The 25,679-nt window shown below is 72.0% G+C and carries 26 protein-coding genes; 22 read left to right on the forward strand and 4 right to left on the reverse strand.

The window, feature by feature from the left end; translation table 11 throughout:
* Window positions 1-86: 86 nt before the first annotated feature.
* Window positions 87-659: a helix-turn-helix domain-containing protein gene (locus tag ACLU3S_RS07075; RefSeq protein ID WP_413950887.1), complete on the reverse strand. Its 573-nt coding sequence runs from the start codon at window positions 657-659 to the stop codon at window positions 87-89.
* 78 nt (window positions 660-737) lie between these two features.
* Between ACLU3S_RS07075 and ACLU3S_RS07080 the strand changes: the two genes are divergently transcribed.
* The 8 genes from ACLU3S_RS07080 (at window position 738) to ACLU3S_RS07115 (ending at window position 8,167) form a co-directional block, all read left to right on the forward strand.
* Window positions 738-1,694: an NAD(P)/FAD-dependent oxidoreductase gene (locus tag ACLU3S_RS07080; protein ID WP_413950888.1), complete on the forward strand. Its 957-nt coding sequence runs from the start codon at window positions 738-740 to the stop codon at window positions 1,692-1,694.
* A gap of 231 nt (window positions 1,695-1,925) precedes the next feature.
* Complete coding sequence (locus ACLU3S_RS07085) at window positions 1,926-3,464, forward strand: ATP-dependent DNA ligase (protein WP_413950889.1); 1,539 nt, start codon at window positions 1,926-1,928, stop codon at window positions 3,462-3,464.
* Window positions 3,461-3,934 (forward strand): NUDIX domain-containing protein, encoded by a 474-nt coding sequence (locus ACLU3S_RS07090; RefSeq protein ID WP_413950890.1) that lies wholly within the window; start codon window positions 3,461-3,463, stop codon window positions 3,932-3,934. The genes ACLU3S_RS07085 and ACLU3S_RS07090 overlap by 4 nt, the downstream gene beginning before the upstream one ends.
* Before the next feature lie 76 nt (window positions 3,935-4,010).
* Window positions 4,011-5,396: an NADP-dependent succinic semialdehyde dehydrogenase gene (locus tag ACLU3S_RS07095; protein WP_413950891.1), complete on the forward strand. Its 1,386-nt coding sequence runs from the start codon at window positions 4,011-4,013 to the stop codon at window positions 5,394-5,396.
* A 26-nt stretch (window positions 5,397-5,422) separates the two neighbouring features.
* Window positions 5,423-5,656, forward strand: a complete 234-nt coding sequence (locus tag ACLU3S_RS07100) for a DUF6213 family protein (protein ID WP_413950892.1) — start codon at window positions 5,423-5,425, stop codon at window positions 5,654-5,656.
* A 584-nt stretch (window positions 5,657-6,240) separates the two neighbouring features.
* A complete protein-coding gene (locus ACLU3S_RS07105; RefSeq protein WP_413950893.1) occupies window positions 6,241-7,302 on the forward strand; it encodes a type III polyketide synthase in 1,062 nt (353 codons plus the stop codon).
* Window positions 7,299-7,562 carry a hypothetical protein gene (locus tag ACLU3S_RS07110; protein ID WP_413950894.1) on the forward strand — a complete coding sequence of 88 codons (264 nt, stop codon included), beginning with the start codon at window positions 7,299-7,301 and terminating at the stop codon, window positions 7,560-7,562. The genes ACLU3S_RS07105 and ACLU3S_RS07110 overlap by 4 nt, the downstream gene beginning before the upstream one ends.
* Before the next feature lie 47 nt (window positions 7,563-7,609).
* On the forward strand, window positions 7,610-8,167 hold the full coding sequence (locus tag ACLU3S_RS07115) for a cupin domain-containing protein (RefSeq protein ID WP_413950942.1): 558 nt from the start codon (window positions 7,610-7,612) through the stop codon (window positions 8,165-8,167).
* A 76-nt stretch (window positions 8,168-8,243) separates the two neighbouring features.
* Here the strand turns inward: ACLU3S_RS07115 and ACLU3S_RS07120 are convergent, their stop codons facing one another.
* Window positions 8,244-9,470, reverse strand: coding sequence for an acyl-CoA dehydrogenase family protein (locus tag ACLU3S_RS07120; RefSeq protein ID WP_413950895.1), 1,227 nt, complete (start codon window positions 9,468-9,470; stop codon window positions 8,244-8,246).
* Window positions 9,471-9,640: 170 nt separating this feature from the next.
* Between ACLU3S_RS07120 and ACLU3S_RS07125 the strand changes: the two genes are divergently transcribed.
* Window positions 9,641-10,285: a TetR family transcriptional regulator gene (locus ACLU3S_RS07125; protein ID WP_413950896.1), complete on the forward strand. Its 645-nt coding sequence runs from the start codon at window positions 9,641-9,643 to the stop codon at window positions 10,283-10,285.
* Window positions 10,286-10,303: 18 nt separating this feature from the next.
* Here ACLU3S_RS07125 and def read toward each other — a convergent pair whose 3' ends face one another.
* Window positions 10,304-10,843 carry a peptide deformylase gene (gene def / locus ACLU3S_RS07130; RefSeq protein WP_413950897.1) on the reverse strand — a complete coding sequence of 180 codons (540 nt, stop codon included), beginning with the start codon at window positions 10,841-10,843 and terminating at the stop codon, window positions 10,304-10,306.
* A 152-nt stretch (window positions 10,844-10,995) separates the two neighbouring features.
* Here def and ACLU3S_RS07135 point away from each other — a divergent pair, with 152 nt between their 5' ends.
* From ACLU3S_RS07135 to ACLU3S_RS07180, 10 genes are all read left to right on the forward strand, one after another.
* A complete protein-coding gene (locus ACLU3S_RS07135) occupies window positions 10,996-12,234 on the forward strand; it encodes a MurT ligase domain-containing protein (RefSeq protein WP_413950898.1) in 1,239 nt (412 codons plus the stop codon).
* A 22-nt stretch (window positions 12,235-12,256) separates the two neighbouring features.
* Complete coding sequence (locus ACLU3S_RS07140) at window positions 12,257-12,985, forward strand: type 1 glutamine amidotransferase (RefSeq protein WP_413950899.1); 729 nt, start codon at window positions 12,257-12,259, stop codon at window positions 12,983-12,985.
* A gap of 252 nt (window positions 12,986-13,237) precedes the next feature.
* Window positions 13,238-14,263, forward strand: coding sequence for a 6-phosphofructokinase (locus tag ACLU3S_RS07145; protein WP_413950900.1), 1,026 nt, complete (start codon window positions 13,238-13,240; stop codon window positions 14,261-14,263).
* A gap of 145 nt (window positions 14,264-14,408) precedes the next feature.
* On the forward strand, window positions 14,409-15,359 hold the full coding sequence (locus tag ACLU3S_RS07150; RefSeq protein ID WP_413950901.1) for a cytochrome c oxidase assembly protein: 951 nt from the start codon (window positions 14,409-14,411) through the stop codon (window positions 15,357-15,359).
* Between the two features lie 79 nt (window positions 15,360-15,438).
* The gene (locus tag ACLU3S_RS07155; protein ID WP_351607810.1) at window positions 15,439-15,606 is read left to right on the forward strand and encodes a hypothetical protein; all 168 of its coding nucleotides are present in this window, start codon (window positions 15,439-15,441) and stop codon (window positions 15,604-15,606) included.
* A gap of 37 nt (window positions 15,607-15,643) precedes the next feature.
* A complete protein-coding gene (locus ACLU3S_RS07160) occupies window positions 15,644-16,129 on the forward strand; it encodes an Lrp/AsnC family transcriptional regulator (RefSeq protein WP_413950902.1) in 486 nt (161 codons plus the stop codon).
* Between the two features lie 155 nt (window positions 16,130-16,284).
* Window positions 16,285-17,094 carry a dimethylargininase gene (ddaH, locus tag ACLU3S_RS07165; protein WP_413950903.1) on the forward strand — a complete coding sequence of 270 codons (810 nt, stop codon included), beginning with the start codon at window positions 16,285-16,287 and terminating at the stop codon, window positions 17,092-17,094.
* Complete coding sequence (gene rocD / locus ACLU3S_RS07170; RefSeq protein ID WP_413950904.1) at window positions 17,094-18,311, forward strand: ornithine--oxo-acid transaminase; 1,218 nt, start codon at window positions 17,094-17,096, stop codon at window positions 18,309-18,311. Before ddaH ends, rocD begins: the two co-directional genes overlap by 1 nt.
* 134 nt (window positions 18,312-18,445) lie before the next feature.
* A complete protein-coding gene (locus ACLU3S_RS07175) occupies window positions 18,446-19,075 on the forward strand; it encodes a methyltransferase family protein (RefSeq protein WP_413950905.1) in 630 nt (209 codons plus the stop codon).
* Window positions 19,076-19,109: 34 nt separating this feature from the next.
* Window positions 19,110-19,715 carry a TetR/AcrR family transcriptional regulator gene (locus ACLU3S_RS07180; protein ID WP_413950906.1) on the forward strand — a complete coding sequence of 202 codons (606 nt, stop codon included), beginning with the start codon at window positions 19,110-19,112 and terminating at the stop codon, window positions 19,713-19,715.
* Window positions 19,716-19,813: 98 nt separating this feature from the next.
* Here ACLU3S_RS07180 and ACLU3S_RS07185 read toward each other — a convergent pair whose 3' ends face one another.
* Complete coding sequence (locus tag ACLU3S_RS07185; protein WP_413950907.1) at window positions 19,814-21,130, reverse strand: MFS transporter; 1,317 nt, start codon at window positions 21,128-21,130, stop codon at window positions 19,814-19,816.
* Window positions 21,131-21,451: 321 nt separating this feature from the next.
* On the opposite strand from ACLU3S_RS07185, the gene ACLU3S_RS07190 reads away from it, so the two are divergent.
* The 3 genes from ACLU3S_RS07190 (at window position 21,452) to ACLU3S_RS07200 (ending at window position 25,614) form a co-directional block, all read left to right on the forward strand.
* Entirely contained in the window at window positions 21,452-22,375 is a 924-nt protein-coding gene (locus ACLU3S_RS07190; protein ID WP_413950908.1) for a TauD/TfdA dioxygenase family protein, read from the forward strand.
* Between the two features lie 199 nt (window positions 22,376-22,574).
* Window positions 22,575-24,272, forward strand: a complete 1,698-nt coding sequence (locus ACLU3S_RS07195) for an aldehyde dehydrogenase family protein (protein ID WP_413950909.1) — start codon at window positions 22,575-22,577, stop codon at window positions 24,270-24,272.
* Window positions 24,273-24,888: 616 nt separating this feature from the next.
* The gene (locus tag ACLU3S_RS07200) at window positions 24,889-25,614 is read left to right on the forward strand and encodes a lysophospholipid acyltransferase family protein (protein ID WP_413950910.1); all 726 of its coding nucleotides are present in this window, start codon (window positions 24,889-24,891) and stop codon (window positions 25,612-25,614) included.
* Window positions 25,615-25,679: the final 65 nt, after the last annotated feature.

Genomic DNA, 25,679 nt, shown 5'->3' on the forward strand with positions numbered 1-25,679 from the left:
CGGGGCCTCCACGGGACTGCTTCGTCTGACCGGGTTCCGACGGCATACTAAGCGGTCGCTTGCCGATCGGGGAACCGTCACGCGCATCACGTCTGCCGGGGCCGCGCCCGTACGTGCATCCGCTCCCCCTGCGGACCGAACAGGCTGAGGAACTCCACCGGGCCCTCCCCCGTCGACCCGAACCAGTGCGGCACCCGGGTGTCGAACTCGGCCGCCTCCCCGGCCGACAGCACGACGTCGTGCGCGCCCAGCACCAGCCGCAGCCGCCCGGACAGCACGTACAGCCACTCGTAGCCCTCGTGGATGCGCGGCTCCGGCTCCTGCCTGCGCCGGGGTTCGACGACCTTGAAGGCCTGGAGGCCGCCCGGCTGGCGGGTCAGCGGCCAGAACGTGCGGCCGTGCCGCTTCAGCGGCCTCGCCCGCACCCGCGGGTCGCCGACCGGCGGGGCGCCGACCAGCTCGTCGAGCGGGACCTGGTGCGCCTGGGCGATCGGCAGCAGCAGCTCCAGGCCGGGCTTGCGCAGGCCCGACTCAAGCCGGGAGAGCGTGCTGACGGAGATGCCCGTGGCCTCGGACAGCGCCGCCAGGGTCACCTCCCGCTCCTTGCGGATCCGCCGCAGCCGGGGACCCACCTCCGCGAGAACGTCGTCGGTCGTCATACCGATATTGCAGTTTCGGCAAACAGGTTTGTCAATCGCGCCCCGGGCGGGCGACCGTCGGGCGTGGAGGTGGTCACTGTGACCGAGAAGTACGAGGCGATCGTCGTCGGAGGTGGTGCGGCCGGCCTGTCCGCCGCGCTGGTCCTGGGCCGGGCCCGGCGCCGCACGCTGGTCGTGGACGCCGGCGAGCCGCGCAACGCGCCGTCCGCGCACATGCAGGGCTTTCTGTCCCGGGACGGCATGTCCCCCGCCGAGTTCCTGGCCGCCGGCCGGGAGGAGATCGCCCGGTACGGGGTGAAGCTGGTCCGGGAGCGGGTGCTGGACGTGGAGAGGGACGGCGCCGAGGGGCACGGCGCGGAGTTCACCGCCGTGCTCGCGGGCGGCGGGACCGTACGGGCCCCGCACCTGGTGATCGCGACGGGCCTGAAGGACGAGCTGCCGCCGGTGCCGGGGGTGGCCGAGCGGTTCGGCCGGGACGTGGTCCACTGCCCGTACTGCCACGGCTGGGAGCTGCGCGACCGGCCGACCGGGGTGCTGGCCGCCTCCCCGCTGAGCGTCCACCAGGCGCTGATGGTCACGCAGTGGTCCAAGGACGTGCGGTTCTTCCTGCACCGGGTGCGGGAGGCGGAGCTGAGCGACGACGACCTGCGCCGGCTGGCAGCCGCCGGGGTCGCGGTGGTGCCCGGCGAGGTCGCGGGGCTCGTCGTCGACGGCGACCGGCTCACCGGGGTGCGGCTGGCAAACGGCACGGTCCACGACCGCGAGGTGCTGTACGTCGCCCCACGCGCCGTCCCCCGCAACGAGCTGCTGATCCGGCTCGGCGCCGAACTGCGTGAGACGCCGTTCGGCGCCTACCCGGTGATCGACGAGCGGGGCCTGACGAGCGTGCCCGGCCTGTGGGCGGCGGGCAACGCGAGCGGGTTCGCCGAGCAGGTGGTGAACGCGGCCAGCCGCGGCTACCGTGTGGGCGCGGCGATCAACGCCGACCTGCTGATGACCGCCCTGGACAGCAGCCTCTCGACGCAGCGTGGGTAACAGCGGGAACGGCGGGCCACAGGGGCGCGGGGAACTGCGGCCACAACGCACCCGCAGGCAGGACACCGGCCCACACGCGCAGCCGCAGCCGCACCTACCGGAGCCGAGCCGCGAAGGGTAGGCCCGCACACCGCGGCCCCCGAAAGAACGCGGGAAATCCGCGGGGCCGGCCGAACGTACCCGCGGAACAGGCACCGAGCACCCGGCGGAGCGTTGGGGCACTCTGAGGGCATGCTGCTCATCCGGCTCGCCCAGGTGTCCCGGGAGGTGGCCGCGACCGCGGCCCGGTCCCGGAAGATCGCACTGCTCGCCGAGCTGTTCCGGGAGGCGGACGCGGACGACGTGCCGATCGTCATCCCGTACCTGGCCGGACGGCTCCCGCAGGGCCGGCTCGGCGTCGGTTGGAAGGTTCTGGGCCGCCCGGTGCCGCCGGCCGCCGCACCCGCGCTCACGGTCCGCGAGGTGGACGCCCTGCTGAGCGAGCTGGGCAAGGTCTCCGGCCCCGGCTCGCAGGCCGAACGCTCCCGGCTCGTCGGCGGGCTGATGGGCGCGGCCACCGAGGACGAGCAGCGCTTCCTGCGCGGCCTGCTCACCGGCGAGGTCCGCCAGGGCGCGCTGGACGCGGTCGCGGTGGAGGGCCTCGCCCGGGCGACCGGCGCGGACCCGGCGGACGTACGGCGGGCGGTGATGCTCTCGGGGTCGCTGCAGACGGTCGCCCAGGCCCTGCTCGGCGAGGGGCTCGGCGCGCTCGACCGGTTCCGGCTCACCGTCGGCCGCCCGGTGCTGCCGATGCTGGCGCACAGCGCCTCCTCGGTCGCCGAGGCGGTGGAGAAGCTGGGCGCCTGCGCGGTGGAGGAGAAGCTGGACGGCATCCGGGTCCAGGTCCACCGGGACGGCGACACGGTCCGCATCCACACCCGCACCCTGGACGACATCACCGACCGGCTGCCCGAAGTGCGCGCCGCCGCCCTGGAGTTGCGGGGTGCGCGCTTCATCCTGGACGGCGAGGTGATCTCCTTCGACGCCGCCGGCCGGCCCCGGTCCTTCCAGGAGACGGCCGGCCGGGTGGGCTCCCGCACGGACGTGGCGAGGGCCGCCGAGGAGGTCCCGGTCTCCCCGGTCTTCTTCGACGCCCTCGCGGTCGACGGCAGCGACCTCCTCGACCTGCCGTTCGCCGGGCGGCACGCGGAGCTGGCCCGGCTGGTGCCCGAGCCGATGCGGGTGCGGCGCACGGTGGCGGCCGGGCCGCAGGACATCCCGGCGGCGGAGCGGTTCCTGGAGGACACGCTGGCCCGGGGCCACGAGGGCGTGGTGGTGAAGGCGCTGGACGCGCCGTACAGCGCGGGCCGGCGCGGCGCCTCCTGGCTGAAGGTCAAGCCCGTCCACACCCTCGACCTGGTGGTCCTGGCCGCCGAGTGGGGCCACGGCCGCCGCACCGGCAGGCTCTCCAACCTGCACCTCGGCGCCCGCACCGCGGACGGGCGCTTCGCCATGCTCGGCAAGACCTTCAAGGGCATGACCGACGCCATGCTCGCCTGGCAGACCGACAGGCTCCGGGAACTGCAGGTCGAGGACGACGGCTGGCTGGTCAGGGTCCGCCCCGAACTCGTCGTGGAGATCGCCTACGACGGCCTCCAGCGCTCCTCCCGCTACCCGGCCGGCGTCACCCTGCGCTTCGCCCGCGTGGTCCGCTATCGCGAGGACAAGCGCCCGGAGGAGGCCGATACGGTGGAGGCCCTACTGGCAGCCCATCCGGAGGTCACACCGTGACGGTGCGTTCCACGAGGCGCAGCGCGGGACTGCTGTTGTTCCGGCGCACACCTGAGGAACTTGAGGTTCTGCTGGGCCACATGGGCGGGCCGTTCTGGGCGAAGAAGGACGCGGGGGCCTGGACCGTCCCGAAGGGCGAGTACGAAGGCGACGAGCCCGCCTGGGAGGCGGCCCGGCGCGAGTTCCGGGAGGAGCTGGGCCTCGCCCCGCCCGACGGACCGGCCGTACCGCTGGGCGAGGTCGCCCAGAAGAACGGGAAGATCGTCACGGCGTGGGCCGTCGAGGCGGACCTGGACCTCACGGACTTCACCCCCGGCACCTTCACCATGGAGTGGCCCCCGAGGTCGGGCCGGGTGCAGGAGTTCCCCGAGCTGGACCGGGTCGAATGGCTCGGCCTCCGGCGGGCCCGGACGGTGATCGTCCCGGCGCAGGCCACGTTTCTCGACCGGCTGGCGGAGCACTCGGGCTGACCAGGGGACTTTCGCGTTGCGACTTGCCCGCCCGCGCGCGAAGGTCGAAGCAAGCCCGCTCCCAGGGAGGTCAGCCATGCCCATCGCGACGGTGAACCCGGCGAACGGCGAGACGCTCAAGACGTACGAGCCCATGGGCGAGGAGGAGCTCGAACGCCGGCTCCAGCTCGCCGAGGCCACGTTCCGCACGTACCGGACGACCACGTTCGCCGAGCGCGCCCGCCTGCTGAACAAGGCCGCCGACCTGCTGGACGAGGACCAGCAGGAGGTCGCCCGGGTCATGACCACGGAGATGGGCAAGCCGGTCAAGCAGGCGCGGGCCGAGGTCGCCAAGTGCGCCAAGGCCATGCGCTGGTACGCCGAACGCGCCGAGGCGCTGCTGGCCGACGAGGAGCCCGCCGAGGCGGACGTGCGCGACTCCGGCGCCTCCCGGGTGCGGGTGCGCTACCGCCCGCTCGGCCCCGTCCTCGCGGTGATGCCGTGGAACTTCCCGCTGTGGCAGGTGATCCGGTTCGCCGCGCCCGCGCTGATGGCCGGCAACGTGGGCCTGCTCAAGCACGCCTCCAACGTCCCGCAGACGGCCCTGTACCTGGAGGACCTGTTCCACCGGGCGGGCTTCACTCCGGGCTGCTTCCAGACGCTGCTGATCGGCTCGGCCGCGGTGGACGACATCCTGCGCGACGAGCGGGTGAAGGCCGCGACCCTGACCGGCAGCGAGCCGGCCGGCCGCGCGGTCGCCTCCACCGCCGGGGAGATGATCAAGAAGACGGTGCTGGAACTGGGCGGCAGCGACCCGTACATCGTCATGCCCTCCGCCGACCTCGACCGGGCGGCCGAGGTCGCGGTGACCGCGCGGGTGCAGAACACCGGGCAGTCGTGCATCGCCGCCAAGCGGTTCATCGTGCACACCGACGTCTACGACGCCTTCGCCGAGAAGTTCGTCGCGGGCATGAAGGCGCTGAAGATGGGCGACCCCCTGGCGGAGGACACGGACATCGGGCCGCTCGCCAGCGAGCGGGGGCGGGCCGACCTGGAGGAGCTGGTGGACGACGCCGTGCGGGTCGGTGCCCAGGTGCTGTGCGGCGGGCGGCGCCCGGACGGGCCGGGCTGGTTCTACCCGCCGACCGTGCTCACCGGCATCCACCGGGAGATGCGCATCCACCGGGAGGAGGCGTTCGGGCCGGTGGCCACGCTGTACCGGGCCGGCGACCTGGACGAGGCCGTGCTGATCGCCAACGACTCGCTGTTCGGCCTGAGTTCGAACGTGTGGACGCGGGAGGAGAGCGAGATCGAGCGGTTCGCCCGGGACCTGGAGGCCGGTTCGGTGTACGTCAACGGGATGACCGCCTCGCATCCGGCGTTCCCGTTCGGCGGGGTGAAGCGGTCCGGGTACGGGCGTGAGCTGTCCGGGCACGGAATCCGGGAGTTCTGCAACATCACCACGGTTTGGCAGGGTGCGTGAGCGCTGCGCAGCTACCATCCCCTTTTGTGAACCGCGAAGTGACCCTGCCTCTGATCGTCGACGACCGCGGTACCTTGCAGGTCGCTGCGGCCGATGTGAGCAAGTTGCTGCGGACCGTGGGCGGACGGTGGCTGCGGCTCGTCGAGGGCGGGGAGCAGGGGCTGGACGAGGACACGGTCGCCGCGCTGACCATCGAGCTGGCCAAGCTGGCGGACCGCATCGACGTGGCGTGCATCGCCCACAGCAGCGGGGCGCCCTAGTCGTACGTCCCGGGACCCCGCGGCGCACAGCGGTAACCCCCGTCCTCTGCACAGAAGTTGGCCGTACGAGCCGTACGAGCCGTACGAGCCGCAAGAGCCGGAAGAGTCGCAAGAGCCGCAACGCCGCCCGGCGGGAGCGCGCCGAGGCCGAGCCGGGGACCGGACGCGGGCTCCCGCCGTCGCCGGGGTGGTGAGGAACGCGGCGGATGCGGGCGCGCCGTGCGACCGGCGCAAGGCCGTGCCACCGGCGGCCGTCGCCCCTTGTTGCTCCCGGGCGGGTGCGACGGGGCCTCAGAAGCGCCTCGCCGCTTTCGACGAGCGGCACCGCCGTCGGCCGCCCGGAAGGGGTGCGAGGGGGCCGGCGACCTTCCCCAGCAGGGCCTTCGCCCTAACGGTCGTCATGCCGTTTTCCCTCGTCCGGCGCCGGAAGTCCTCCGTCGAGCCGGACCCGGGGTCCCCGATTCGGAGTAACCCAACGCGAGATCGCCGCTCCGCCGGGTGACGGTGGGTGCAGCACCTCCTGAGGTGAACCACCTTCTGGCCGGTGGGCAAAGCCCCCCGAACGCGGAAAGCAGGGACGGTTCATGGCGACTTTGTGCAGACCCTCGGTGTCGGTCCCGGAGCACGTGATCACGATGGAGGAGACGCTGGAGCTGGCGCGCTCCCGCCACGCGGACCACCCTCAACTGGCGCTCGCACTGCGGCTCATCGAGAACACCGGCGTGAAGACCCGGCACATCGTGCAGCCGATCGAGGAGACCCTCAAGCACCCCGGCTTCGAGGAGCGCAACAAGCTCTACGAGGCCGAGGCCAAGGCCCGGGTCCCCGCGGTGATCCAGCGTGCGCTCGACGACGCCGAGCTCCTCACCACCGACATCGACGTGATCATCTACGTGTCGTGCACGGGCTTCATGATGCCCTCGCTCACGGCCTGGCTCATCAACGAGATGGACTTCGAGAGCACCACCCGTCAGCTGCCCATCGCGCAGCTGGGCTGCGCGGCCGGCGGTGCCGCGATCAACCGGGCCCACGACTTCTGCTCGGCGTACCCGAACGCCAACGCGCTGATCGTGGCCTGCGAGTTCTGCTCGCTGTGCTACCAGCCCACGGACCTCGGCGTCGGCTCGCTGCTCTCCAACGGCCTGTTCGGCGACGGCATCGCCGCCGCCGTGGTGCGCGGAAGCGGCGGCAGGGGCGTCCAGCTGGAGCGCAACGGCTCCTATCTGATCCCGAAGACCGAGGACTGGATCGCCTACGACGTCCGGGCGACCGGCTTCCACTTCCTGCTGGACAAGCGGGTGCCCGCCACCATGGAGCCCCTCGCCCCGGCACTCAAGGATCTGGCCGGCACGCACGGCTGGGACGCGTCCGACCTGGACTTCTACATCATCCACGCGGGCGGGCCCCGAATACTCGACGACCTCAGCAAGTTCCTGGAGGTCGAACCGCACGCCTTCCGGTTCAGCCGGTCCACGCTCACCGAGTACGGCAACATCGCCAGCGCCGTCGTCCTGGACGCGCTGCGCCGGCTGTTCGACGAGGGCGGCGCCGAGGACCGGGCGCGTGGACTGCTGGCCGGCTTCGGCCCCGGCATCACCGCCGAGATGACGGTGGGCCGCTGGGCCAACGGGGACGGAGCCCGATGATGTCCGCGGACACGGCGCTCGCCGACGGTCCGCCGCCGGTCCGGCAGCGGCCGGCGGCAGCCCTCGGGACCGGGTTCGGCCCGGTGCCCGGCGGGCCGACGTGCGACGGCTCCGTCACCCGCATCCGGCTGCCCGACGGCGAGGGCTGCGCGTGGCTGGTCACCCGGTACGACGAGGTGCGCCGGAGGACGGTCACCCGGCTCGCCCCGCACTCCGCCCCGGCCCGGGGCCCTGCCCCTGACGTGGTGAGCGACCTATGACGACGACAGAGGGACTGGCCGCACCCGACGGGCCCGCGGCGCGTGGCATGGCGCCGACCCAGGCGGTGCCGCCGCGCCAGGAACTGGCACCGGTCGACGGGCTGCTCGTGCCGCCCGGCCACGGCCGGGTGGTCGAGACACCGGCCCAGCGGGTGACGTTCAAGGTCACCGGCGTGCACTCGCGGATGGCCTCGACCTTCGAGGTGGAGGTCCCGCCGGGCTTCGACGTCGGTGCGCATGTGCACACCCGCAGCGAGGAGCTCTTCTACGTCCTCGAGGGTGAGCTGGACGTCCTGGCCTTCGAGCCTCGCATCCGCACCCCCGACAACTGGCAGAAGTGGGAGTCGAGTTCGGGCAACCGAGTGGTCCGGGCGACCCCGGGCACGGTCATCGTCGTGCCCCCCGGGTGTCCGCACGCGTTCGCGAACCCGACGGAGACGCCCGCGAAGATGTTCTTCCAGGCGAGCCCGCCCCCGGACCACGAGCGCTACTTCGAGGAGCTGCTGGAGATCCTCGGCGACGGCGGCCCACCGGACCAGGAGGCCATCGAGGCCCTGCGGGCGAAGTACGACATCCAGCAGCTCACGCCGCTCAGGCACCGGTGAGCGTCCCTGCCCGAAGGGGCGCGGGGTTCCGCGCGGCCGGCCGACTCCTGGGCCGGCCGCGCGGAACCCGGCGGTGCTAGCGGATGGGCATCCCGGACAGGGTGCGCGCGATGACGAGCCGCTGGATCTCACTCGTGCCCTCGAAGATCGTGTAGATCGCGCTGTCCCGGTGCATCCGCTCCACCGGGTACTCCCGGGTGTAGCCGTTGCCGCCCAGGATCTGGATCGCCTGCGCGGTGACCTTCTTGGCGGTCTCGCTGGCGAACAGCTTCGACATGGAGCCCTCGGCCGCGGTGAACGGCTTGCCGTTGACCGCCATCCACGAGGCCCGCCACACCAACAGCCGCGCGGCGTCGATCTGCGTCCGCATGTCCGCGAGCTGGAAGGCGACCCCCTGGTTGTCGATGATCGGCCGCCCGAACTGCTCCCGCGTCTTCGCGTAGTCGAGGGCCACCTCGTAGGCGGCCCGAGCGGTGCCCACGGCCATCGCGCCGACCGCCGGACGGGAGGCCTCGAAGGTGGCCATCGCCGCGTTCTTGACGCGCTCGCCTCCCTTCCCCGCCTTCTCCCGGGCCCGGGCCAGCCGCTCGTCCAGCTTCTCCTTGCCGCCGAGCAGGCAGGAGCCGGGGACGCGGACGTTGTCGAGGATGACCTCGGCGGTGTGCGAGGCGCGGATGCCGTGCTTCTTGAACTTCTGGCCCTGGGCGAGGCCCGGGGTGCCCGGCGGGACGATGAAGGAGGCGTGGCCCTTGGAGCCCAGCTCCGGGTCGACGCCGGCGACGACGACGTGGACGTTGGCGATGCCGCCGTTGGTCGCCCAGGTCTTCGTGCCGTTGATCACCCACTCGTCCTTGGCCTCGTCGTACACGGCACGCGTGCGCATGGAGCCCACGTCGGAGCCGGCGTCGGGCTCGGAGGAGCAGAAGGCGGCGACCTTGACGTCGTTCGGGTCGCCGTACATCTGCGGGATCCAGGTGCCGATCTGCTCCTCGGTCCCGTTGGCGAGCACGCCCACCGCGGCCAGACCGGTGCCCACGATGGACAGGGCGATGCCCGCGTCGCCCCAGAACAGCTCCTCCATGGCCATCGGGATGCCGAGGCCGGTGGGGTCGAAGTACTGCTGGGCGTAGAAGTCGAGGGAGTAGATGCCGACCTTCGCGGCCTCCTGGATGACCGGCCAGGGGGTCTCCTCGCGCTCGTCCCACTCGGCGGCGGCGGGGCGGATCACGTCGGCGGCGAAGCCATGGAGCCAGTCCCGGACTTCCTTCTGTTCGTCGTTCAGCTCCATGGTGAACTCGGCCATGTCCCCTCCAGCGGCGGCGGTGCGATGTTACTAGCGGTAACACCAGTCTGTTACCGGTCGGTAGGAAAAGTCAACCGTCGATGACGTCTCGGTATCCCGTTCGATGCCGGGGGCACCGACAGTGTTAGTTTGCGCAGGCGTCACCGAATCAGCACGGGTGGGGAGAGATCATGGACACCACGCAGCGGACCGATCAGCAGAGGTCCGCCGACCGCCGACGGCGCGAGCTGCTGGAGGCCGCCGACCGGGTGGTGCTGCGCGACGGCCCCCAGGCGTCGATGAACGCCATCGCCGCGGAGGCGGGCATCACCAAGCCGATCCTCTACCGCCACTTCGGCGACAAGGGCGGACTGTACGCCGCACTCGCCAAGCGGCACACGGATGCGCTGCTCGACTCGCTGCGGGCGGCGCTGGACGCCCCCGCGGACCGGCGCGAGCGCGTCGAGTCCACGCTGGACACGTACCTCGCCGCGATCGAGGCCCGGCCTCAGGTGTACCGGTTCCTGATGCATCCGGCCGAGGGGGGCGGGAGCGGGGACCAGGGGTTCGACGTCGGCCGGCATTCGGCTCCGCTGCTGCGGCGCATGGGCGAGGAACTGGCCCAGGTCATCGAGGAGCGGGTCGATCTGGGGCCGGACAGTCAGCAGTTGGCCCGGGTCTGGGGACACGGAATCGTCGGGATGATGCACGCGGCCGGGGACTGGTGGCTGGGCGAGCGCCCCTGCAGCCGGGCCGAGTTGGTGCGCTCCCTCGCCGATCTGCTGTGGGGCCGTCTCGCCGCGGTCGGCGACAGGATAGGAGGCCCGGGGTTCTGAGCGGATCCCCGCCGACCCTCACCGGTGCCACGAAGCCCGTCTGATCTGCCGGGCCAGTCTGCGGCTGCGCCGGCCCGTCAGACGGTCCGCGTACAGCATGCCCTCCAGATGGTCGCACTCGTGCTGCAGGCATCGCGCGAAGAAGCCGGTGCCGTGCACGGTGACCGGCTCCCCGGTCACCGTTCGGCCCTCGACCACCGCGTGGTCGTACCGCTCCGTGCCCGCCTCCAGCCCCGGCAGGGACAGGCAGCCCTCGGGCCCCCGGATCACGACCCCGTCCGTCTCCACGAGCCGCGGGTTCACCACATGCCCGAGGTGGCGGACGTCCTCGTCGTCCGGGCAGTCGTACACGAAGACCCGCAACGGCACCCCGATCTGATTCGCGGCCAGGCCCACCCCCTGGGCCGCGTACATCGTGGCGAACAAGTCCTCCACGAGCGCCGCCAGATCGGCGCCGAACTCGGTGACGTCCCGGCACCGCTCGCGCAGCGCGCCGTCGCCGAGCAGGGTGAGGGGCCGGACGCGCCCGCGGGCGCCCGGGATGGATCCGTGTCGCATGGCGGCAAGGGTACGGTTCGTTTCGCTCATGCCCGCCGCCGGAGGCGCGGGGCGCGATTCGGGTGTGCGAATGGATCTCGATAGGCTGAGGTCCACACCACGCTGCCGGATGGCCCCAGGCGCGGCGCGTACGCAAGGAGGATCGAGAACTGATGGCAGGCAACTCGGACCCGCTCACGCCGCGGGCCAAGCTGGCCGTGACCGCGGGCAAGGCGGTCGCCGCGGCATCGCGCGCCGCAGGGCGCGGCAGCGGGTCGGTGATCGGCGGCCGGGTCGCGCTCAAACTCGACCCCGACCTGCTCGGGCGGCTGGCCCAGAACCTGGACGTCGTCCTGGTGTCGGCCACCAACGGCAAGACGACGACCACGCGGCTGATCGCCGAGGCGCTGCGCGCCGCGGGCCCGGTCGTGTCGAACGCGCTCGGCGCCAACATGCCGGCCGGCATCACCTCCGCGCTCGCGGGGGGCTCGGACGCGAAGTTCGGCGTCATCGAGGTCGACGAGAAGTACCTGGCCGGGGTGGCGCGGGACACCGGCCCCAAGTGCATCGCCCTGCTCAACCTGTCCCGCGACCAGCTCGACCGTGCCGCCGAGACCCGGATGCTCGCCGAGAACTGGCGCGAGGGCCTCGCCGGGTCCAAGGCCGTCATCGTCGCCAACTGCGACGACCCGCTGGTGGTCTGGGCCGCCTCCTCGTCCCCGAACGTGATCTGGGTCGCGGCCGGGCAGATGTGGAAGGACGACGCCTGGTCCTGCCCGTCGTGCGGCGGCGTGATGCAGCGCCCCGGTGACGACTGGTTCTGCGGCGAGTGCGGGTTCCGGCGGCCGACGCCGGCCTGGGCGCTGTCCGGGGACCACGTCCTCGATCCGCACGGCTCCGCCTGGCCGATCCATCTGCAGCTGCCGGGCCGTGCCAACAAGGCGAACGCGGCCAGCTCCGCGGCCGTCGCAGCCGTCTTCGGGGTGCCGCCGCAGGTCGCCCTGGAGCGGATGTACCAGGTGCAGGCCGTCGCCGGGCGGTACGACGTCGTCCAGTTCCAGGGCCGTGATCTGCGGCTGCTGCTGGCGAAGAACCCGGCCGGCTGGCTGGAGACGTTCTCCCTGATCGACCCGCCGCCCGCCCCGGTGATCCTGTCCGTGAACGCACGGGGAGCCGACGGCACCGACACCTCCTGGCTGTGGGACGTCGACTACACCCGGCTGACCGGCCACCCGATCGTCGTGATCGGCGACCGCAAGCTGGACCTCGCCGTGCGTCTGGAGGTCGCCAACCAGCACTTCCAGGTCTGCGAGAACCTCGACCAGGCCGTGCAGGCGTGCCCGCCGGGCCGGATCGAGGTCATCGCGAACTACACCGCGTTCCAGGACCTGCGCCGCCGCGTCGGCAACTGACCTTCGAAGGGGCGATCACCTCATGAGCGACAACCAACTGCGGCTGGTGTGGATCTACCCGGACCTGCTGAGCACCTACGGCGACCAGGGCAACGCGCTCGTCGTGGAGCGCCGGGCGCGGCAGCGCGGCCTGGACGTGGCCCGGCTCGACGTGCGCAGCGACCAGCCGATCCCGACCTCCGGCGACATCTACCTGATCGGCGGCGGCGAGGACCGCCCGCAGCGGCTCGCGGCCGAGCGGCTGCGCCGGGACGGGCATCTGCACCGGGCGGTGGAGAACGGCGCGATCGTCTTCTCCGTGTGCGCCGGCTACCAGATCCTCGGCCACGAGTTCATCAACGACCTCGGCCAGCGCGAGCCGGGACTCGGCCTGCTCGACGTGGTCTCGGTGCGCGGCGAGGGCGAGCGGTGCGTCGGCGACGTGCTCGCGGACATCGACCCGCAGCTGGGCCTCCCGCAGCTGACCGGCTTCGAGAACCACCAGGGCGTCACCCACCTCGGCCCCACCGCGCGCCCGTTCGCCCGGGTGCAGATCGGCAAGGGCAACGGCACGGGGGACGGCACGGAGGGCGCGTACAACGGGACCGTCTTCGGCACGTACATGCACGGCCCGGTCCTCGCCCGCAACCCGCAGATCGCCGACCTGCTGCTGAAGCTGGCGCTCGACGTCAACGCGCTGCCGCCGATCGACGACCGCTGGTACGAGGCGCTGCGCAGCGAGCGCATCGCCGCCGCGCAGCAGCCCGCGTAGGCGCTGCCGCGCAGCAGCCCGCGTAGGCGCTGCCGCACGGCGGCCCGCGCAGGCGGGTCCCGGCGGCATTTCAGCGTGTTCCGGCAGGCTTGTGGCGGGCCCGCCTGACGGCCCGTCCGCTCACATGGGCGGGCGCGTCCAGCAGGCGGACGCCCGCTACGGAGCCACCCCCTCGCGCCGGTAGGGTGGCCGGGAATCCGCCGGACAACGTGGTCCGGTTTCCCGGCCCACGTTGAGAAGGTAATTCGGGCTATGCGCATTGGTGTCCTCACGTCCGGCGGTGACTGCCCCGGCCTGAACGCCGTCATCCGGTCCGTCGTGCACCGTGCTGTCGCCGACCACGGCGACGAGGTCATCGGTTTCCGGGACGGCTGGAAGGGCCTCCTGGAATGCGACTATCTGAAGCTCGACCTCGACGCCGTGGGCGGCATCCTGGCCCGCGGCGGCACCATCCTCGGCTCCTCCCGGGTCCGCCCGGAGCACCTGCGGGACGGCGTGGCCCGGGCCAGGGGCCACGTCGAGGAGCTCGGTCTGGACGCGATCATCCCGATCGGCGGTGAGGGCACGCTGAAGGCGGCCCGCCTGCTGTCGGACAACGGGCTGCCGATCGTGGGCGTGCCCAAGACCATCGACAACGACATCGCCGTCACGGACGTCACCTTCGGCTTCGACACGGCCGTCACCGTGGCCACCGAGGCCCTGGACCGCCTCAAGACCACCGCCGAGTCGCACCAGCGCGTGCTGATCGTCGAGGTCATGGGGCGGCACACCGGCTGGATCGCGCTGCACTCCGGGATGGCGGCCGGTGCCCACGCCATTGTCGTCCCCGAACGGCCCTTCGACATCGAGGAGTTGGCGAAGAGGGTCGGTGAGCGGTTCGAGGCGGGCAAGCGGTTCGCCATCGTGGTCGCCGCCGAGGGGGCCAAGCCGCGGCCCGGCACCATGGAGTTCGACGAGGGCGGCAAGGACGTGTACGGTCACGAGCGCTTCGCCGGGATCGCCCGCCAGTTGTCCGTGGAGCTGGAGCACCGGCTCGGCAAGGAGGCACGGCCGGTCATCCTCGGTCACGTCCAGCGCGGTGGCACGCCGACGGCGTACGACCGGGTGCTGGCGACCCGCTTCGGCTGGCACGCGGTGGAGGCCGTGCACCGGGGCGAGTTCGGGAAGATGACGGCGCTGCGCGGGACCGACATCGTCATGGTGTCGCTGGCGGAGGCCGTCGAGACGCTGAAGACCGTTCCGGTCGAGCGGTACGACGAGGCTGAGTGCGTGCTGTAGTTCGCGGGCCCGGACGGCTCGGCCGTCCGGGTGTGGAGAAGCCGCCCCCGGTCACGGCGTCGACCGGGGGCGGCTCTACTCTTGGTGCGGACACAGACAGCTGTGGACCAACACCGCACAACCCCCATGAAGCAGGAGCAGCCGGATGGATCACAGCGGGCACGGCATGATGACGGATCTGCCGCCGTTCACGCTGGGGCGGGGGCTCCAGTGGTCGGCGGACCCCTTCTTCCTCGTCGCCTGCCTGCTCGGGCTGGCCCTGTACGGCTGGGGTGTGGTCCGGCTGCGACGGCGCGGGGACGCGTGGCCGGTGGGTCGTACCGTCTCCTACGTCGTCGGTGTCCTGACCGTCGGGCTGATGATGTGCACCCGGCTGAACGACTACGGCATGGTCATGTTCAGCGTGCACATGGTGCAGCACATGGTGATCAGCATGCTGTCGCCGATCCTCATCCTGCTCGGCGCGCCGGTCACACTGGCACTGCGCGCGCTGCCGGCCGCGGGCAAGGGCCGCAAGGGGCCGCGCGAGCTGCTGCTGGCGCTGCTGCACAGCCGGTACATGCGGGTGATCACCCACCCGGCGTTCACGATCCCGCTGTTCATCGCGAGCCTGTACGCGCTCTACTTCACCCCGATCTTCGACTTCCTCATGGGCTCGAAGGCCGGGCACGTCGCGATGATGGTGCACTTCCTCGCCGTGGGTGTGGTGTTCTTCTGGCCCATCATCGGCGTGGACCCGGGCCCGCACCGGCCGGGTCACCTGATGCGGATGCTGGAGCTGTTCGCGGGCATGCCCTTCCACGCGTTCTTCGGCATCGCGCTGATGATGGCGTCGGCCCCGATGGTGGGGACCTTCGAGCACCCGCCCGCCTCGCTGGGCATCGACGCCCTCTCCGACCAGAACGCGGCCGGCGGCATCGCCTGGGCGTTCAGCGAGATCCCGTCGGTGCTGGTGCTGATCGCGCTGCTGTTCCAGTGGTACAGCTCCGAGCAGCGGCAGGCCAGGCGCAAGGACCGGGCCGCCGACCGGGACGGCGACCGGGAGCTGGAGGCGTACAACGCCTATCTGGCCTCGCTGAACGCGCACAAGGGCTGAGCCCGCGGCAGCACGGGTATCCCCTCCGGGCCGCAGCCGGGGCACCATGGTCGGGACGGACCAGGAGGAGGGTGCCGCGATGCCCGGTTCCACGAACGGTTCCACCAAGGCGATGGGTGCGCTCACGGTCGGCGGACTCGTCGTCGTGACGGCCTACACCGTCGCGCTCGGCAGCAACGGCTGGCTGTGGTTCGGATGGGTAGTGCTGGGCCTGCTGACGCTCGCCATGATCGTCACGCAGTCGTAGGCGCGCCCGGCGTCGCGGGGCTGGTTACAGTGCCCGCATGAACAGCAGGACCGCGTCGTTCGACGAGCTCGACCGCAAGATCATCACCGCTTTGATGACGAACGCCAGGACCAGCTTCGCCGAGATCGGCGGGGCGATCGGGCTGTCCGCCACGGCGGTCAAGCGGCGCGTGGACCGGCTGCGGGAGACCGGGGTGATCACCGGGTTCACTGCGACGGTGAAGCCCTCGGCGCTCGGCTGGCGCACGGAGGCGTACGTCGAGGTGTACTGCGAGGGCGCCGCCCCGCCCCGGCGGCTGGCGGAGGTGGTGCGCAACCATCCGGAGATCACGGCGGCCATGACGGTGACCGGCGGAGCCGACGCGCTGCTGCACGTGCGGGCGCGGGACGTGGAGCACTTCGAGGAGGTGCTGGAGCGGATCCGCGCCGAGCCGTTCATCCGGAAGACGATCAGCGTGATGGTGCTGTCCCACCTCCTCCCGGAAAGCCCGGAAGCGGGCGCCACCCACCCGGCCCCCGAGTGAGGGGCCGCGGGCACGCAGCAGGCGTGCGCGACCTGCCGTTACAACGCAGCGATGCTGCGCAACCACGCAGCTTTCTGTGCTTGTCGACCGTCTCCCTCGCTTCCTACCGTGGTGTCACCCCTCAGTGACACACAGGAAACCGGAGGAGACCCTCTGTGTCCGAAAGCCGTGTGCCGCGCCTTCGGCGCTTCCTCGTCTGTGAACCCAGACACTTCGCCGTGCAGTACGCGATCAACCCCTGGATGCATCCCGACCGCCCCGTCGACGTGGATCTCGCCCAGGAGCAGTGGCAGGCGCTGATCCGCGCCTACCGTGCCCACGGGCACACCGTCGAGGCGGTCGAGCCGGTCCCCGGGCTGCCGGACATGGTGTTCGCCGCCAACGCGGCGTTCGTGGTCGGCGGCCGGGTCTTCGGCTCCCTCTTCCACGCGCCGGAGCGGCGCCCCGAGTCGACGCACTACGACACCTGGTTCAAGGCGGCCGGCTACGACGTGTACCGCCCCGAGTCGGTGTCCGAGGGCGAGGGCGACCTGGTGTGGACGGGCCGCTACGTGCTCGCCGGCACCGGGTTCCGCACGACCCGTGAGGCGCACCGCGAGGCGCAGGAGTTCCTGGGCCACCCGGTGATCGGCCTGACCCTGGTGGACCCGTACTTCTACCACCTGGACACGGCGCTGTTCGTGCTCGACGACGAGAACATCTGCTACTACCCGGAGGCGTTCTCGCCGGGCAGCCGCGAGGTGCTGCGGCGCCTGTACCCGGACGCGGTGCTCGCCACCCGCGAGGACGCGCTCGCGTTCGGCCTGAACTCCGTCTCCGACGGCCGGAACGTCTTCATCGCCCCCCAGGCGGAGGCGCTCGCCGAACGCCTCGCCGACCACGGTTTCGTCCCCGTCCCCGTCGACCTGTCGGAGTTCCACAAGGCCGGCGGCGGCATCAAGTGCTGCACCCAGGAGATCCGCTGATGACCGCACCCGCGCGCACCCGCACGTCCGACGATCTGATCCGGGCGGAGGAGCCGGTCCTGGCGCACAACTACCACCCGCTGCCGGTGGTGGTGGCCCGGGCCGAGGGCACCTGGGTGGAGGACGTCGAGGGCCGCCGCTACCTGGACATGCTCGCCGGGTACTCGGCGCTCAACTTCGGCCACCGGCACCCGGCGCTGATCGAGGCGGCGCACCACCAGCTGGACCGGCTGACGCTCACCTCCCGGGCCTTCCACAACGACCGGCTGGCCGGGTTCGCCGAGCGGCTCGCGGAGCTGACCGGCCTCGACATGGTGCTGCCGATGAACACCGGCGCGGAGGCGGTGGAGAGCGGCATCAAGGTGGCCCGCAAGTGGGCGTACGACGTGAAGGGCGTCCCGGACGGCCAGGCGACGATCGTGGTCGCGGCGGAGAACTTCCACGGCCGTACGACGACGATCGTCAGCTTCTCCACGGACGAGACGGCCCGGGCCGGCTTCGGCCCGTTCACGCCCGGTTTCCGGATCGTGCCGTACAACGACCTGGCCGCGCTGGAGGCGGCGGTCGACGACACGACGGCCGCGGTGCTCGTCGAGCCGATTCAGGGCGAGGCCGGGGTGATCATCCCCGACGACGGCTACCTGGCCGGGGTGCGCGAGCTGACCCGCCGCAGGGGCTGCCTGTTCATCGCGGACGAGATCCAGTCGGGCCTCGGCCGCACCGGCCGCACCCTCGCCGTCGAGCACGAGGACGTCGTGCCGGACCTGGTGCTGCTCGGCAAGGCGCTCGGCGGCGGCATCGTGCCGGTGTCGGCGGTGGTGGGCCGCCGCGAGGTGCTGAGCGTGCTGCACCCGGGCGAGCACGGCTCCACATTCGGCGGCAACCCGCTCGCTGCGGCGGTCGGCACGGCCGTGATCGAGTTGCTGGAGACCGGCGAGTTCCAGCGCCGGGCGGCCGAACTGGGCGTGGTTCTGCGGGACGGTCTGACCGAGCTGGTCGGCAAGGGCGTGGTCGGCTTCCGCTCGCGCGGGCTGTGGGCGGGCGTCGACGTCGACCCGGCGATCGGCAGCGGCCGCGAGGTCAGCGAGCGCCTGATGCGGGAGGGCATCCTCGTCAAGGACACCCACGGCTCCACGATCCGCCTGGCACCACCGCTCACCATCACGGCGGAGGAACTGCGCTCCGCACTGGCCGCGCTGGAGAAGGTGCTGGCCTGACCCACCCCGCCCGGGGCCGCGGGCGGGCTGTCCGCCCCGGCCCCGGGGGGTGCGGTCTCCATCCCCGGGTGGAGACCGCACATTCAACCCGTGGGCGGTGGTGATCGACTTCCTGAGCGGAGCACGCTGTGGGCATGAGCTCGCTTCATCACGCACTGGTCGTGCTGACCGACGTCTGCGTCCTGGTCTTCGTCGTGGCCTGGATCGTGGGTGCCGCGTACTTCGGGATGAAGAGGCGGACGGGGCGCCAGGAGCGGCTGCGTGGGCTGCGCCACGCGCTGCCGCGCCGGGCCGCGCTGGTCGCGGGCGTGTTCGTGTTCGTCACGCTGGTCCGGCACTCCCGGGACGTCTGGCGCCACCTGCAGTACTGGCAGCCGGAGCTCGCGCTCCTGGGCGGTATGCTCGCCGTCGCCTCGACCGCTCTCCTGCTGTGGGCCCGCTGGGTGCTCGGCACGATGTGGGCCGGCGTCCCGACGGTCCAGGAGCACCACGAACTGCGGACCGAGGGTCCCTACCGGCTGGTCCGCCACCCCATATACACCGGCCTGCTCGGCCTGGTCGTCGGCTCCATGCTGGCCTGCGGCTTCGGCGTCTGGATCGCCCTGCTCGCGGCCGCCGTCCCCTGGCTGCTGCGCCGGGTCCGGATCGAGGACCGCCTGATGGCGGGTGAGTTCGGCGCCGCCTACGACGCCTACCGCACGCGCGTCCCGGCGCTGATCCCCTGGACGCGCCCGGCCCGGGCGGGCCGGCAGCGAACAGCGTGACGGGGTGCTCGCGGCGCCTCGTATTCTCGGAGCCATGGGCGGCGCACAGACACAGAAGGCCGAACGCGGACCGGGGCGGCCGCGGCAGGAGCGGGTCACGGACGACACCCTCGAGGCGGTGATCGAGCTGGTGACCGAGCAGGGTGTGGAAGCGGTGACGATGGATGCCGTGGCCGCGCGCGCTGGGGTGAGCAAGCCCGCCATCTACCGGCGCTGGCCCTCCAAGCGGGCCCTGATCATTGCGGCGGCCGAGTCACGCATCGGCCCGCTGTCGGTGCCGGACCTGGGTGACATCCGGGCCGAGCTGCGCGCAGTACTGACGGCGCGCCTGGCGGCGTACCGACTGCCTGGCACAGCGCGGCTGATGACGGAACTCATGGCGGCGGCCGCCGAGGCGGGCGGGGATCGCGGGGAGTACGCGGACTACACGGACCGGTTGATGGCCGAGACGCGCCGCATTCTTCAACGCGGCATCGCACGCGGCGAAGTGCGGCCCGACATCGACATCCGCTCGGCGGCCACGCTGGTGGCGGCGCCGCTGGTGTACCGCCTGCTGGCGGAACGCGAACTGCCCAACGAACGTTTCGTGGAGGATCTGGTGGCCCTGGTCGTCCGGGCAGTGGGTCACCCCGGAGCCTGAGCACCGCCTGTCCGTGGGCGGCGGGCGGCGGGCGGCGAGCGGACCGTTCCGCCCGTCGTCCGGACGGAACAGTGCGGCGCGGCCGTCGGTGTCGACGGTCAGGGAGCCAGGCGCCAGGCGTCGCGGGCCGGATCGATCAGTGTCACCGCGGCCGTGCCTCCCAGCGCGAGCAGTGCGGCCGCGAGCAGCACGGCGTGCTGGTAGCCGGCCCTGCCCTGGGTGTCGACCAGGTAGCCGGTCAGGGCGGGGGCCACCAGGCCGCCCGTCGTGACCACGGCGTTCATGATGCCGAGCGCGCCGCCGCGTCGACGGGCCGGGACGAATTCGGCGACGGTGGTCACCGCGACCGCCGACATGGCTCCGCACAGGCCGAAGCCCGCGAACAGGAACAGCACCGTGACCGGACCGCGCCCGGCCTGCGACAGGGCGCCGCAGCCGAGGGCGGAGACGATCAGGCTGATGCCGCCGACACGGGCACGGGCCAGCCGGCTGGTCGCGCCGCGTTTCAGCAGCCATCCGGTCACTCCCGCCTGCCCCAGCAGCGCGATGGCGCTGACCGCCCAGATCCCGGCGACCAGGCCGGCGGCGGTCGTTGTGGGATAGCCCAGGCCGTCGTGCAGGTAGGACGGCACCCACACCAGTGACAGAGCGATCATCCAGTACGTGGAGAAGTAGCCGATCGTGGCGCCGATCCAGGTCCTGGTGGTCAGGATGCGGCGATACGAGGGTGCCGGCGAGCTCTCCTCGCCGCTGCTGCCGGCGTGCGCGCCGGCGCCGCGGGATTCGGCTTGCGAAGTCCGGTGGTCCGCGCCGAGAACGGCCCAGGCCGCGGCCCACACCATGCCGGCGACGGCGACCGCGGCGAAGGCGGAACGCCAGCCGTAGCGGTGGATCACCCAGGTCAGCCCCGGGGCGGCGAACACCACGCCGAGGGTGACCCCCACGGTGATCAGAGCGCCGGGAAGGTTGCGTCGTCGGTCCGGGAACCACGCCAGGGCCGTGTGCTGGGCCACCGGAAAGGCGGGCCCCTCCGCGGCACCCAGCACGATCCGCGAGGCCACCAGCGCGACCAGTCCTCCGCCGAGAGCCATCGGCACCTGGGCGATCGACCAGAGCAGCGCCATCCCCAGCAGCAGCCATCGCGGTCGCACCCGGTCCGCCAGCAGCCCGCCCATGGCGCCGCACAGGGAGAAGAGCAGGAAGAACGCGCTGTTGGCCAGCCCGAACCCGGTCGCCGACAGGCCCAGGTCATGACGTATCGGATCGGCCGCCAGGCCGAGGACGGACTTGTCGGCGAAGTTGACCATCATGAACACCACCAGCAGACCGGTGACGGTCCAGGCCAGCCGTCGGTGGCGGGGGCTCGACAGGACGGGATCGGTGGCCGTGGCAGGGGTGAGGTCGGTGTTGGGCACAGGGGCTCCGCGAAGGTAGCTGCTCTCGGGCAGGCGTGGTCAGGCGGGCAACGGCGGGGAGAGGACACCGACGGATCGGGGCGCGTCGGCATGCGCCGATCATGGCGGCGGATAAATCGTTACGTGAAGTATCGATACAGTCCGGCGCGACGACAAGACCTGTTCGCCGCGAATCCCGCAAGGACGTCGCCCTTCTTCTCCTGCTTCGCCCGCTGGTCGCCGCGAGCGGCGGCGAAATGCCCAGGGACAGGCCCTTGCCGTCACCCCCCTGGATATCGATACTGCCCGTAACGATTTTTCGGATGCGACCGTGGAGGACGCATGGAGACCATCGGGGCCGACAAGAACCCCCTGCTGGAGAAGCCGCTGATCCACTTCGGCCGGCGGGTGCTGGAGCGGACCGCGCCCGGCGCGGCACCGGGCGCGTACCGGCTGCTGCGGATCGAGCCGATGACGCCGCACATCGGGGCGGTGATCGGCGGTGTGGACCTGTCCGGGCCGATCGGCGAGGAACTCGCGGAGGAGCTGCGCCAGGCGCTGCTCGAATGGAAGGTGATCTTCTTCCGCGATCAGCACGGCTTCGACGTGGACACCCACCTGGCCCTGGCCGCGGTGTGGGGTGAACCGGAGCCGAACCCGTTCTTCCCCAAGGGCGACACCGTCGGCGTCTCACGGCTGGCGAAGGACGAGTCGGCCATCGGCCAGGAGAACATCTGGCACAGCGACCACTCGTTCATGGCCGCGCCCGCGCTCGGTTCGGTGCTCCGCGCGGTCGAGGTCCCGCCGGCCGGCGGCGACACCATGTGGGCGGACATGGGCTCCGCCTACGACAACCTCGGCGACGAGCTGAAGCGGCGCATCGAGGGCCTCACCGCCGTACACGACTGGGAGTCCAGCTGGGGTACGTTCATGACCCCGCAGCAGATCGAGGCGTTGCGTGTGTTCCTGCCTCCGGTGGAGCACCCGGTCGTCGTGCGGCACCCGCGCACCGGGCGCAAGACCCTGTACGTCAACGAGCCGTTCACCACCCGGATCGTCGGACTGCCCGAGGACGAGAGCCGGGAGCTGCTCCACGAGCTGGGCCTGCAGGCCCGCGTTCCGGAGCTCCAGGTGCGGTTCCGCTGGGAGCCCGACTCGATCGCGATCTGGGACAACATCGCCGTCCAGCACTACGCCATCAACGACTACTACCCCCAGCGGCGCGTGATGGAGCGCATCGCGATCGCCGGCGTCCCGCTGTCCTGAGCGGCCGTGCCCCTCACCCGGCACTGCCCGTGATCCGCGGACCGACCGTCCGCCCGCACACGGTGGCCGTCCCGCGCAATCCGGCGGGACGGCCACCGTCACCCGGATCGCCCGGATCGCCCGGGGCCTCGGCGTCCGGCGCCGCGCCGCCCGACGACTCCCCTTCCCGCGAAGCTTGTTCGCCCCGCCAAGGAGTGACGTGAACAGCCCCACCCTCGACCCGACCGTCCTCGACCGCGCCCTGGGGGAGCTGCGTCACAGCGCTCCGTCCTGGGCGACCGCGCCCCTCACCGAACGCATCGGTCTGCTGGAACGGCTCCTGCCGAGGATCCGTGACGCCGCTGCCGGTCTGGCCGCGGCGGGCGCACGCGCCAAGGGATACGGCCCCGGCTCACCGTGGGCCGCCGAGGACTGGGCCGGCGGCCCGTGGGCGCTGGCCCAGCACGTCACCGCGCGGCTGCACGTGCTGCGGCGCCTGGCCGCCGGCCACGAACCGCTGCCCGCAGGCGCGGTGCACGAGCGCGGCGGCCGCACCTGGGTGGACGTCTTCCCCGCCACCGGCTGGGACCGCCTGCTGCTGGGCGGCTACTCCGCCCGGGTCCGGATGCGCCCCGGGATCACGGCCGAGCAGGTACGGCACCGCGCGGCCGCACAGTACCGGGGCGGTGTGCCGCGTCCCGGCGTGGCGCTGGTCCTGGGGGCCGGCAACGTCGCCTCGCTCACCGCGACCGACATCCTGCACAAGCTCTACGCCGAGGGCCAGGTCGTCATCGCCAAGATGAACCCTGTCAACGCCTATCTGCGCCCGCACTTCGAGCGGATCTTCGCCGAGTACGTCCAGCGCGGCTGGGTGCGGTTCGTGGACGGCGGCCCCGCCGAGGGCGCCTACCTCACCGCCCACGACAGCGTGGACTCCATCCACGTCACAGGCAGCGACCGCACCCACGACGCCATCGTCTGGGGTACCGACGAACACGCGTCGCGGCGTCGCCGCGAGGACACCCCGCTGATCGACAAGCCGTTCACGAGCGAGCTCGGCGGCGTCAGCCCGTGCATCGTGGTACCGGGGCCGTGGAGCAGGGCGGACCTCCGCTTCCAGGCCGAGCACATCGTCACGAGCAAGATGAACAACTCCGGCCACAACTGCATCGCCAGCCAGGTGCTGGTGCTGCCCCGCTCCTGGCGCGGAACCGAACCACTGCTGGACGAGATCAGGCGGGTGCTGCGGGCCCTGCCGGCGCGCACCGACTACTACCCCGGGGCCCATCACCGGCTCCAGGGCGTCCTGGCGGCACATCCGGGGGCCGAATGTCACGGCGACGACTCCCGGATCCTCGTCGCGGACATCGCCGACCACGACGACATGCTGCTCACCCGCGAGGTCTTCGCCAGTGCGCTGGGCGTCGTGCGCCTGCCCGGCGAGACCCCCGCGCACTTCCTCCAGCAGGCCGTGGACTTCGCCAACACCGTCCTGCCCGGCACACTCGGCGCGACCCTGATCGTGCACCCCCGGACCGGGCCCCGCGAGGTGGAGGCGGCCGTGAGCGGACTGCGCTACGGCACCATCGGCGTCAATTCCTGGTCCGGCGTGAACTTCCTGCTCGGATACACGCCATGGGGTGCCCATCCCGGCCACACCCGGCAGGCGATCGGAAGCGGCATCGGTTTCGTCAACAACGCCTTCATGCTCGAGGACATCGAGAAGACCGTGCTGCGCGCCCCTTTCGCCCCCGCTCCCCGTGGCCTGTTCACGGGCTGCCCCTCGCTGTCCCCCAAGCCGCCGTACTTCGTCACCAACCGCACCGGCCTCGCCACGCTGGAGCGCGTCACCCGCTTCACCACCGCCCCGGGTTCCGCCCGACTGTCCGCCGTCCTCGCCTCCGCTCTGCGCGGGTGACCGCGGAGGGGCGACGGCGTCCCGCGCGCGCCGGCGCCGTCGTGGTGCCCGGCAAGCCCCCGCTCAGGCAGCGCCAGACCGGCCCCCGCCTACCCGGCATCTGACGGGGAACCGCGCCATCACGCCGCTTCGGCAGCGTGAGCCGGGAGGCCCTGCGCCATGCCTCCGTCACCGCGATCCAGCCCACGTCCGGCCCCGCCCGCCGTCCGGCATCGGCGGATTCTCCGGCAACCGGCTCTCGCCCTGTTGACGCGTCAGCGGAAGCTGCGATTGCGTACGCCGTGCACCTGCAACCGGCTTGGCACGGAGGGCAGCATGACGCCAGCATTCCTCGGGTCTCCCCCGACACCCTCACGGGCGGTCGCCCTCCGTCCGGGGCGAGGAGACCTCCGCGACCGGCGCGGGGACGCCCGGCCCACGTCACCGCAGTGGGGCAGTGACCCCGTCGTGGCACATCGATGACACGACGGAGCACTCGGCGGGGCGGTCGGCATGAGCGCGAACGAACATGGCTACAGATGACTGCGGGTGCACCTGGGCCCACGCCCCTGATCTGCACCCTGACCTGCGAAGAACCCTGGTCAGCACCGAACCGGGTTGGATTGAGGGGCGAGCCGTGTTCTATTACCTGCTGAAGTACGTGCTGCTGGGTCCCCTGCTCAGGCTGGTCTTCCGGCCCCGGATCGAGGGCCTGGAGAACGTGCCGGCGGCGGGCCCGGCCATCGTCGCCGGGAACCATCTGTCCTTCTCCGACCACTTCCTGATGCCGGCGATGCTCAAGCGCCGCATCACCTTCCTGGCCAAGGCGGAGTACTTCACCGGGCCCGGCCTCAAGGGCCGGCTCACCGCCTTCTTCTTCCGCAGCGCCGGGCAGATCCCGGTGGACCGCTCCGGCAAGGAGGCGGGCCAGGCGGCGATCCGGGAGGGCCTCGGAGTGCTGCGCAGGGGCGAGTTGCTGGGCATCTACCCGGAGGGGACGAGGTCGCACGACGGCCGGCTGTACAAGGGCAAGGTCGGGGTCGCCGTGATGGCGCTGACGGCGGGCGTTCCCGTCGTGCCGTGCGCGATGATCGGCACGTTCGAGGCCCAGCCTCCTGGCAAGGTCGTCCCGCGGATCCATCCCGTCACCATCCGCTTCGGCAAGCCGCTCGACTTCTCGCGCTACGCCGGCCTGGAGCACGAGAAGGCCGTGCTGCGGGCCGTCACCGACGAGATCATGTACGCCATTCTGACCCTGTCCGAACAGGAGTACGTCGACCAGTACGCGGCGGTCGCCAAGGCGCAGCAGTCCGCGGAATCGGGCGAGAAGGAGCGCAGGTTCCCGCGGGCCCCGCTGAGCTGACCGCGAGGGCTGTGCCGACGAGGGGCGGCCGGAGAGTCCGGCCGCCCCTCGTCGCCGTGCCGGGA

Source organism: Streptomyces sp. AF1A, from assembly GCF_047340315.1.
Classification (GTDB): Bacteria; Actinomycetota; Actinomycetes; order Streptomycetales; family Streptomycetaceae; genus Streptomyces.

Excerpts from the sequence above, each read along its gene's own strand:
- ACLU3S_RS07095 (WP_413950891.1), top strand. The coding sequence starts at position 4,011 with ATGCCCATCGCGACGGTGAACCCGGCGAACGGCGAGACGCTCAAGACG.
- ACLU3S_RS07190 (WP_413950908.1), top strand. The coding sequence starts at position 21,452 with ATGGAGACCATCGGGGCCGACAAGAACCCCCTGCTGGAGAAGCCGCTG.
- ACLU3S_RS07140 (WP_413950899.1), top strand. The coding sequence starts at position 12,257 with ATGAGCGACAACCAACTGCGGCTGGTGTGGATCTACCCGGACCTGCTG.
- ACLU3S_RS07180 (WP_413950906.1), top strand. The coding sequence starts at position 19,110 with ATGGGCGGCGCACAGACACAGAAGGCCGAACGCGGACCGGGGCGGCCG.
- ACLU3S_RS07075 (WP_413950887.1), bottom strand. The coding sequence starts at position 659 with ATGACGACCGACGACGTTCTCGCGGAGGTGGGTCCCCGGCTGCGGCGG.
- ACLU3S_RS07135 (WP_413950898.1), top strand. The coding sequence starts at position 10,996 with ATGGCAGGCAACTCGGACCCGCTCACGCCGCGGGCCAAGCTGGCCGTG.
- ACLU3S_RS07110 (WP_413950894.1), top strand. The coding sequence starts at position 7,299 with ATGATGTCCGCGGACACGGCGCTCGCCGACGGTCCGCCGCCGGTCCGG.
- ACLU3S_RS07160 (WP_413950902.1), top strand. The coding sequence starts at position 15,644 with ATGAACAGCAGGACCGCGTCGTTCGACGAGCTCGACCGCAAGATCATC.
- ACLU3S_RS07145 (WP_413950900.1), top strand. The coding sequence starts at position 13,238 with ATGCGCATTGGTGTCCTCACGTCCGGCGGTGACTGCCCCGGCCTGAAC.
- ACLU3S_RS07125 (WP_413950896.1), top strand. The coding sequence starts at position 9,641 with ATGGACACCACGCAGCGGACCGATCAGCAGAGGTCCGCCGACCGCCGA.
- ACLU3S_RS07085 (WP_413950889.1), top strand. The coding sequence starts at position 1,926 with ATGCTGCTCATCCGGCTCGCCCAGGTGTCCCGGGAGGTGGCCGCGACC.
- ACLU3S_RS07120 (WP_413950895.1), bottom strand. The coding sequence starts at position 9,470 with ATGGCCGAGTTCACCATGGAGCTGAACGACGAACAGAAGGAAGTCCGG.
- ACLU3S_RS07115 (WP_413950942.1), top strand. The coding sequence starts at position 7,610 with ATGGCGCCGACCCAGGCGGTGCCGCCGCGCCAGGAACTGGCACCGGTC.
- rocD (WP_413950904.1), top strand. The coding sequence starts at position 17,094 with ATGACCGCACCCGCGCGCACCCGCACGTCCGACGATCTGATCCGGGCG.
- ACLU3S_RS07155 (WP_351607810.1), top strand. The coding sequence starts at position 15,439 with ATGCCCGGTTCCACGAACGGTTCCACCAAGGCGATGGGTGCGCTCACG.
- ACLU3S_RS07105 (WP_413950893.1), top strand. The coding sequence starts at position 6,241 with ATGGCGACTTTGTGCAGACCCTCGGTGTCGGTCCCGGAGCACGTGATC.
- ACLU3S_RS07150 (WP_413950901.1), top strand. The coding sequence starts at position 14,409 with ATGGATCACAGCGGGCACGGCATGATGACGGATCTGCCGCCGTTCACG.
- ACLU3S_RS07175 (WP_413950905.1), top strand. The coding sequence starts at position 18,446 with ATGAGCTCGCTTCATCACGCACTGGTCGTGCTGACCGACGTCTGCGTC.
- def (WP_413950897.1), bottom strand. The coding sequence starts at position 10,843 with ATGCGACACGGATCCATCCCGGGCGCCCGCGGGCGCGTCCGGCCCCTC.